This is a genomic window from Pseudovibrio sp. SCP20 (assembly GCF_057774105.1).
In genome coordinates, this window is sequence record NZ_JBYMDH010000005.1 from 491728 (window position 1) to 497857 (window position 6130).

Below are 6130 nucleotides of genomic sequence, written 5' to 3' on the forward strand. Positions count from 1 at the left end.
ACAGGCCCATGCTATCGGCATCAAAACATCTATAGCCTGAAGATCGAGAGGGGATCGATATGGCGAGAGCGCAGTTGAACTTGAGTATCCAGCCGTATCGCATGCTGAAGAGAGCTCTGCGGCTTCTTATTGCGGTCTAAGTGCAACCAGCTTCCTGGCCAATTGTCCGGTTCCCGCTGTTCTTCTTCCTGGAGGGCGCAAGGTCTGGGACGTCAAGGATCTGGATCGCTGGATTGAAGGCTGGAAGGAAGACAGCCGTCCACCTGATGATGATCTCCTCAATCAACTTGGAGCTTGATATGACGACAATCCGGGTTAAAGGCTTCAAGATCTTCAATAACCAGCATGGCAAGCTGCGGTGTTATCATCGCAAGACTGGAGAGGCGATCAATCTGGAAAAAGCGCCAATCAGTAGCGCCGCCTTTCTGGCGGAATGCGAGCGACTGACAAGCTTGATGCCAGTGACTGATACTAGCAGGCCGGGCACGCTCGGCAATCTGATTGACAAGTATCGCGCTAGCTCTGCCTTTCTTGAGTTGGCTGATCGCACCAAGTCGGACTACCAGAAGGTCTTTGATTATCTGGCGCCAATCAACAACACACCCCTCACCCGCTTTACCTTACCCTTCATTGTCAAACTCAGAGATAAAGCAGAGGAACAGCGCAAGAGACGTTTTGCTAACTATGTAAAGCAAGTGCTTTCTGTTCTGTTTTCTTGAGGCAAAGAACGTGGGTTCATCAAGGAAAACCCTGCTTTTGGGGTTAAATCCATTCGCAAACCCAAGAACGCTCCCATCGCCAACAGGCCCTGGACAGATGACGAGCGCAGGATCGTTTTAAAACACGCATCTCCTCAAATGGTCCCTGCCCTTACCTTGATGATGTATACGGGACTTGGTCCGCAAGACGCACTTACGCTTTCCAAACAGCAATACCAAAATGGTTTCATCTCAACCCGGCGAGCCAAAACAGGGGCTCCGGTCTTTTGGCCTGTCATTGCACCTTTGAAAGCAGCTCTTGATGAAGCGCCAGATCACGAAGCGCCAACGCTTTGCGCAAACTCCAGAGGGCAATCATGGACTGTCTCGGGGTTCAGAGCATCATGGCGCAAACTACGCATCCAATTAGAAGACAAGAGCCTGATTGAGCCGGGCCTTACTCTTTATGGTCTGCGGCATACGGTGGCGACCATTTTGCGGGAGATTGGGCTGAATGACAGAGACCTTGCCGCTGCGCTAGGACATGAGACAGAAGCGATGGCACGGCTTTATGCCAAAGGAGCTGATTTGCGCAAAAGCATGTCGGATATTGCTGTTCGATTTGAGAAGGAAATAACTCTGCGCGGGGAAGAGTTCAGCAAGCAGTTAGAGCAGAAGTGTCAAACCTTGAAAAAGCAGAGCAAATGCTCGGCTTATTATCAAACAATTTCAAGGAGATAAGTGGTGCCCGGAGGCGGATTCGAACCACCGACACGCGGATTTTCAATCCTGAACTCTTGTCTAAATTTCAATGGCTTAGATCCGTAAAAAACGTCAAACCACTATTTAAACGTCAAATAACAGGGCGAATTTTGTCAAAGGTTTCTCGCCTGCTGAAGTGGGGGAGGAAATGATGAGTGGCTCAACTGGTAAGATACAACATTGTAACAGCTTAACCATCCAATACAGCGATAAAGCTGTCTGGATTAGCAAACTGTGCCGGGACCATAACTTTTCAGCATCAGAAAAGGTCGTGGGGATCGCGCTGTGTGATTACTTTAATACAAAGACCGGAGATGCCTGGCCAAGCATCTCTCGCCTAGAAGAAGATGCAGGCACCAGCAGAAGAACGGTGATCCGGGCTTTGAAGAAGCTAGAACAAGCTGGATATTTTAAAGCTCAACGCGCACGTGGTCGCGGGCAAAGCAATCATTATGCCTTTTGCCATGTAGCGGATGAAAAACGTGACAGCAGAGCACCTATGGTCGCACCAAACTCACTGCCAGAACGCCGTTGCAGTGACAAAAAAGACCAAAAAGCGTGCCAAAATGAGAAACTAAAGGGTGACGTGAGAGCACCACGAAATAAAGATAAATATACAAATAATAATACAGGTGAACTTCAATCAGTGTCATCTAGCGCAAAAGCAGCAGCAAAGCAGATACTCAATCGAACATCCAAGTTTATCTCAGTATCAGACCCACTCTTTGAGGTTCTTTGTAAGACCTCAAATAAAAAGGTCTTATCCCAAAAACTCTCAAAGCATGACGGCGAGACAGGCCATTGGTTCTTGAAAGAAGAAGTTGCAAAAGAAAGGCAACGATTAGAACTCAGCCAAGCAGCGCTCCATCATTGAATGCCCTTCTCAGTGCTTTGGTTGCCTCATCAGCCACATACTAAAAAGGCCTGAGAAGCTTACGCTTCCCAAGCCAGAATATTCCTTAAGAGGCAAGCCTCTCATCATTCCAACTTACTTGCTTTCAGAGATTTCCAGTGCACAGGGATCAAGCAGCTCTGAGATCTTCTCACCGCTTTCCTGCACATCATTGATGTGAGTGCGCACAGTATCAAACAGCGTCAGCAACGCTTCATATTCCTGAGTGTGTTCCATACGCTCACTCATCACCACGCTCATGGAATAAACTAGGTTTTTGAGGTGATTGCTTGATAAGCGAAGCTGATCCACTTCATTGCGAAGGGACGTATGGGCACATTTCTCTTTTCCAGTATCAGTCATCAGTAAGCCCTCTCTACTGGCTTGTTGAACAAGCCGCTCAGCAGGAAGGCTTTCGACAACCCACTGGCGAGCGGGAGGTTCGAAACCTGGTAGAGTCAGGCGGGTTTATTCCCCCGCAAAGGGTATTGTATTCACCGCCCTCCCGCCCATAAGCGAGAGTTTGCGTTTGAAGACCTAACTCCAGACACAAAAAGACCGCCAAACAAAACGGCAGCGGTGACCGCTCTACGAGGTTTCGAAGCCTCGCTTAAACCATGCGATGGATTGTTTAAACTGTCAATGAGATGAAGGTGAAAAATCCTATAAACCCATAGGATTAGCGGGGTTAGAACATAAGAACAACAACATGAACATAAACACCAAGCCTCCGCAAACCCCACACAAGCGCAAGCCCTGCCCTGCTGAACTCCCCGCAGGACGAGAAAGGGCTGGGAAGGACCCAGAGAGTTCATAAAGAAATAAAGCCACGCTCGTTTTAACTTAGACGAGCGTGGCCTTTGGTCATTTAGACAAACTGGAAGTCATCAGCATGAAGTTCTGACTTTGACACGTTGTTCAGAGTGACAGAATTGTCATCATCTAGTGTGATCACGACACTACTTCCCTCTTCTCTTGCCACAGCAATTACAGCATCGAAGTCTGCGAAAGTCTCACTGTTAAACTGAATAGTATCGCCTGAACCTGCTCCAGCTTCGAAGTCAGTGATTGTATCGTTGCCAAAACGCGTACCACCAAATACGAAGACATCAGTACCAAGGCCGCCAGTCAGCATATCATTGCCACCGTGGTAGACAATAGGACCACTGATACCAGGCCCACCTGCAAGTTGAGCACCGTCAATGGTGACCGATCCAATCAGGGTGTCATTCCCTGCACCGCCAGTCAGAGTGTCGTTACCACCAAAGCCAGTGATGACATTGTCCTGACTATTCCCAATGATGACATCATCACGATAGGTACCACGTACATTCTCGATGCTTAGTAGCGTATCGCCAGAAGCTGCTCCAGAATGAAGTCCATCTTCAAGGTTGATGAGAACACCATCTGAGTGTCCCCTATAGTCCGCAGTGTCAGACCCAGAGCCTCCATTTAAGACATCGGCTCCGCTGCCACCGATCAGGATATCATCTCCAAATCCGCCATAGAGCTCATCGTCATATAGACCACCATCAAGAATGTCATCTCCTTCGCCACCGTAGAGCTTGTCTTTCGACTCGGATATAGCCCGAAAGTTCGCTGTGATCGATTTCCTGTAAGGGTCAGTAATAGCAGCGTAGTCCCCAATGATCTTATCATTACCTGCAAGGCCATGTAGTTCATCGTTTCCTAGAAGACCGTCTGGATTGTCATAAAGATAATGGGATCCATAGATAACGTCAGAAGCATCAGAACCATAAACTTGGCCAGCTCCTCGCAGCAGCATCCGACCATCAGTATCAACATCGAGCTCGGAGAGAATTGTCCCATCGGCAAATTCAAATCGCTCGATAGGCGAAGCATTACTGGACCAATTGCTGATTGTGAGAACATCAGCAACACCATTGAGAGATTGGTCTGAGTTCGTAGGATCGATCAGATAGACCTTAAGCTCACCGTTAGTACTGTTAAGTTTCAGATCAGAAAGAGTAATGCCATCGCCAAAGCGGATGGTATCCGTCCCTGAGGTTTCAATTAAAGTGTCTTTGCCGAACCCACGGTTGAAGATGTATGTATCATCTCCATCACCACCATAAAGCTTATCATCACCTCCGTTACCAATCAGAGTATCGTTGCCCTTTCGGCCACTGAGAATGTTGGCATGATCTGAACCAATTATGTAATCGGAGCCATCACTGCCATTTACATTCTCAATGTTGAGGTAAGTGTCTCCGACGGCAACACCACTTTCACCTTTACCGGTGCTCAAATTGATGACAGAGGTTTCCCCGGTATCACCGTACTCTGTGTAGCTGACCCAATCTTCCCCTGCACCACCATCGAGATGGTCAGCTCCGGCACCTCCACGGAGGAAGTCATCACCATCATCGCCATACATGGTGTCATTACCCAGACCGCCAACAAGAATATCGTACCCTCCACCGCCGTGGAGTTCATCATTGCCTGCATTGCCTTCAAGGAAGTTGTTACCACCATCACCCGTCAGGTGATCATCTCCATTGTTACTCCCAATAAGGTTTTCAATGGAGACATACTGGTCACCAGATGCATCTCCTGTATTTTGAGAAGCATCAGTCAGATCAACACGAACACCAGTGGAAGCGTTGTAGTAGTTGGCTGCATCATTGCCTTCACCACCATCAAGATGATCTGCACCGGATCCACCATCCAATGAATCGTCCCCGATACCACCATACAAGGTGTCATTACCCTGACCGCCAACAAGAGTATCATCCCCTCCGTTACCAATCAGAGTATCGTTGCCCTTTCGACCACCAAGAATGTTGGCATGATTTGAGCCTGTTATGTGATCGGAGCCATCACTGCCATTCACATTCTCGATATTGAGGTAAGTATCTCCGACGGCGACACCACTTTCACCTTTACCGGTACTTAAATTGATGACAGAGGTTTCCCCGGTGTTGCCATACTCTGTGTAGCTAACCCAATCTTCCCCTGCACCGCCATCAAGATAGTCGGCTCCATTGCCTCCTCGGAGGAAGTCGTCTCCATCACCACCATACAGCTTATCATCGCCATCATAGCCGACCAGAGTATCATCACCCTTACGCCCTCCGAGAATATTGGCTTGATTTGAACCAAATATGTGATCGGAGCCATCACTGCCATTTACGTTCTCGATATTGAGGTAAGTGTCTCCGACGGCAACACCACTTTCACCTTTACCGGTGCTCAAATTGATGACGGAGGTTTCCCCGGTATCACCGTACTCTGTGTAGCTGACCCAATCTTCCCCTGCACCACCATCGAGATGGTCAGCTCCGGCACCTCCACGGAGGAAGTCATCACCATCATCGCCGTTCAAGGTGTCATTACCTATTCCACCGATGAGGGTGTCATTTCCTCCACCACCGTGGAGTTCATCATTGCCTGCATTGCCTTCAAGGAAGTTGCTACCACCATCACCCGTCAGGTGATCATCTCCATTGTTACTCCCAATAAGGTTTTCAATGGAGACATACTGGTCACCAGATGCATCTCCTGTGTTTTGAGAAGTATCAGTCAGATCAACACGAACACCTGTGGAAGCGTTGTAGTAGTTGGCTGCATCATTGCCTTCACCACCATCAAGATGATCTGCACCGGACCCACCATCCAGTGAATCGTCCCCGACACCACCGTACAAGGTGTCATTACCCAGACCGCCAACAAGAATATCGTACCCTCCACCGCCGTGGAGTTCATCATTGCCTGCATTGCCTTCAAGGAAGTTGTTACCACCATCACCCGTCAGGTG

The 6130-nt window shown here is 48.6% G+C and carries 5 protein-coding genes; 3 read left to right on the forward strand and 2 right to left on the reverse strand.

Annotated elements, in window-relative coordinates:
• Positions 1 to 299 precede the first annotated feature (299 nt).
• From AC3CB2_RS20370 to AC3CB2_RS20380, 3 genes are all read left to right on the forward strand, one after another.
• Positions 300 to 719 carry a hypothetical protein gene (locus AC3CB2_RS20370; RefSeq protein WP_352935165.1) on the forward strand — a complete coding sequence of 140 codons (420 nt, stop codon included), beginning with the start codon at positions 300 to 302 and terminating at the stop codon, positions 717 to 719.
• Between the two features lie 138 nt (positions 720 to 857).
• Positions 858 to 1439, forward strand: coding sequence for a tyrosine-type recombinase/integrase (locus tag AC3CB2_RS20375; protein WP_352935164.1), 582 nt, complete (start codon positions 858 to 860; stop codon positions 1437 to 1439).
• Between the two features lie 172 nt (positions 1440 to 1611).
• A complete protein-coding gene (locus tag AC3CB2_RS20380) occupies positions 1612 to 2334 on the forward strand; it encodes a helix-turn-helix domain-containing protein (protein ID WP_352935162.1) in 723 nt (240 codons plus the stop codon).
• Between the two features lie 114 nt (positions 2335 to 2448).
• Here the strand turns inward: AC3CB2_RS20380 and AC3CB2_RS20385 are convergent, their stop codons facing one another.
• Together AC3CB2_RS20385 and AC3CB2_RS20390 are read right to left on the reverse strand one after the other, a co-directional pair.
• Positions 2449 to 2715, reverse strand: coding sequence for a hypothetical protein (locus tag AC3CB2_RS20385; protein ID WP_352935160.1), 267 nt, complete (start codon positions 2713 to 2715; stop codon positions 2449 to 2451).
• 505 nt (positions 2716 to 3220) lie between these two features.
• A partial coding sequence (locus AC3CB2_RS20390) for a calcium-binding protein (protein WP_488393239.1) occupies positions 3221 to 6130 on the reverse strand: 2910 nt, incomplete at its 5' end.